Raw genomic sequence first — 2,868 nt, 5'->3', positions numbered from 1 at the left:
GCATTTTGTTCGAATGCCGCGGACGTCGCACGTGCGGTCAATTTCGCGCGCAAGCTGGACATTCTGGTCGCGGTCAGAAGTGGCGGACATAACGTAGCCGGACGGGCACTTTGCGACGACGGTATCGTCATTGATCTGTCGAGGATGAACGATGTTACGGTCGATGCAGAGTCCCGTACGGTCCGCGTGCAAGCGGGCGCTCTGCTTGGCGACATTGATCGGAAAACGCATTTACATGGCCTGGCCGTGCCAACTGGCGTGGTGTCCAAAACAGGTATTGCAGGTTTAACGCTCGGTGGCGGCGTAGGTTGGCTCGTCCGCAAATACGGGCTTACCATCGACAACCTGCTCTCATGCGACGTCGTCACGGCTAAGGGCGAGCTTCTCCTCGCGAGCGATAAGACAAACGCGAATCTCTTTTGGGGATTGCGCGGCGGTGGAGGCAACTTCGGAATCGTGACCTCGTTTCTCTTTCGGGCTCATCCAGTCTCGACCGTGTTGGGCGGCATGATCCTTTATCCGCGGGAACAGGCAAGCGCAGTGCTTCGCCACTATCGCGGCTTCATGTCCACGGCACCCGAAGAGCTGACAGCATATGCTGCTTTGATTTCGACACCAGATGGCATGCCTGTAGCAGGGGTAATCGTTTGTTATTGCGGCGAGCTTGTCGAGGGCGAGCAAATAATCGCGCCGCTCCGTCAATTCGGCGCGCCGCTGCTTGATGCAATTGGGCCAATGCCGTTTCCTGCGCTGCAGTCGATGCTCGACGGCGCTTTCCCTGACGGAATGTTCAACTATTGGAAATCGACGTTTTTGACCAAGTTGAGCGATGAGGCAATCGACCTGATTGTTGATCACGGCAACCGAGCCCGCTCACCGCTCAGTGGTGTAACACTCGAGTTCTACGGTGGTGCTCCAGCAAGAGTCGACCATGCCCACACGGCGTTTGGGCAGCGTAATACGGCCTACAACGTTGGCATCACGGCGCAATGGAAAATCGCCGCTGAAGGCGACGAACACGTCATTTGGGCACGCTCATTTTCGGACGCGCTAGTTCCTTATTCAAGCGGTAGTAACCTGCTCAATTTCCAGAGCGACAACAATACAAGCGCAATATGCGCGGCCTTTGGCAGTAATTACCCGAGACTGGTCGAACTCAAAACGCAATACGATCCCGGCAACTTCTTCTCACTAAACCAAAACATCGAGCCTCACCATTGAGCTCGACGCAATCCAGTCAAGGCCGCTCAGTTCTGCCAAGCTGACGGCGTCGTTACCTGCGCACCGGTTGCAAGAGAGGAGATGCGAGATCCACTGCATCATCATTGGGAAGCATCGCACTGTCGGGGATTACTAAAAATGAAGAACAGACTTGGAAGAATCGCTCGAATGGCCAATTTCTTTGTTGCAGGTGCGTTTCTGAGCGCAAGCAGTCTCGCTTTCGCGACCCCAGTGACGGACAAAGCGTTCTACACGCTCATTGAACTGACTGTAGCTCGCTTGGACGTCGGCCGTGACGTCGCGCTCACGAAATGGGACACTCGAAGATTGGTAGAAGATCCGGATAGAGAAAAGCAAGTGATCTCGACTGCTGCATCAGAGAGTTCGGCCGCAGGTGTACCCGAAGGCTTTGCACGGAACTTTTTCTCGGATCAAATCGAGGCCAACAAGCTCGTGCAATACGGGCTGATGGCACAGTGGCATCGCGAAGGTAAGGCACCGGCTTCACCGCGCGCTAGTTTGACGGACCAGATCAGACCCAAGCTTGACAAGCTTCAGACCGCCTTTATCCAGCAACTCGCTTCGACCAAAATTTCGCGCTCAAAACCGGAATGCGCCGTGCAGATCTACGCGGCGACCAGCGCCTATGCCGTTGAGCGCCAACTGCCAGCGTTATATTCAATCGCTCTAGATCGCGCACTTGCCCGAGTTTGCGGCGAATAAAAGTTCGTTGGAATTAACCGGGTCACGTCTAGCGCAACCGCTATAACCTGCCCGCCGTAACGTGCTGTCAGTGCGTCAAGTTGCGACACATCGCGCGCCGTAGCGATCAGTCGATACCCGTCTCGGCGAGCATCGCTTCAGCAAGGGCGTGGCCCAGCCCCCGCGACCATCGGGTAATCAGCCATAGTTGTTTTATTGGCGATCTCCTGATCGAAAAATTTTAACGCGGCATCTTCTTGCTGCATGGATCGAGCCAATCGACGTCATTACATATTATTGGGATTGGTGCCGGTCTTGTTGCATGCGCAATAAGTCCTGCTCGTTCTTGCCAACAACAACTGCGGAGTCCGCCAATTTGGGAGCCGTCCGACAGAGCGTCGTCTTTGCAGCGGCCCTCTAGCGCACAAAAGCTATTGCCCCATGTCCAGCGGACGCGTTGTATTCGTTGATAAACGTGAACGGAAAGCCGGCCGGATTTTCCCGGTTCTCGTTGATGTTGAGTGTACGCCGTGCCAGCCTTATCTGAGCACGACCGTGACAACGGTGTTGGGGCGAGAAAGTTAGCAAACGGCCGCGCAGAACGATACCGGTCTAGATTGCATCCGAACTCCGTTATCGCCGTATGCGCATAAGCTTACGGGCGTGATAGTGCACCCTGCACAATCCCCCTTGCTTGTGCCAGCGGTTTGATGATCTGCGCATCAAGCCCGTACTGCGTCTGCAAGGCGTCGACGGGGTCCAGGAAACTCACACTAACTTTGCTCGTTTCGCTTTCCCAGATCAACAGTCGCAATGGAAGCTCCAGTGCTGCGTAGGGATTAGCTTGCATGACGGGCGTGCCTGCCTTCGGATTGCCAAACAGGATAGGTCTTGTTGGCCGCAAATGTAACCCGGATTGTTCCGCGGCCGCCGATTGGTCGATGT

The 2,868-nt window shown here is 55.3% G+C and carries 3 protein-coding genes; 2 read left to right on the top strand and 1 reads right to left on the bottom strand.

Annotation, left to right across the window (positions count from 1 at the left end):
• A partial coding sequence (locus ACFFAR_RS29910; RefSeq protein ID WP_375509086.1) for an FAD-binding oxidoreductase occupies window positions 1-1,221 on the top strand: 1,221 nt, incomplete at its 5' end.
• 168 nt (window positions 1,222-1,389) lie between these two features.
• On the top strand, window positions 1,390-1,944 hold the full coding sequence (locus ACFFAR_RS29905) for a chorismate mutase (protein WP_375509085.1): 555 nt from the start codon (window positions 1,390-1,392) through the stop codon (window positions 1,942-1,944).
• 634 nt (window positions 1,945-2,578) lie between these two features.
• On the opposite strand, the gene ACFFAR_RS29900 is transcribed toward ACFFAR_RS29905, so the two are convergent.
• A partial coding sequence (locus ACFFAR_RS29900; protein ID WP_375509084.1) for a DUF302 domain-containing protein occupies window positions 2,579-2,868 on the bottom strand: 290 nt, incomplete at its 5' end.

Source organism: uncultured Caballeronia sp., from assembly GCF_964243625.1.
Lineage (GTDB): Bacteria > Pseudomonadota > Gammaproteobacteria > Burkholderiales > Burkholderiaceae > Caballeronia.
Note: the sequence above shows the minus strand (reverse complement) of the source record. Positions and strands in the feature narration are given on the sequence as shown.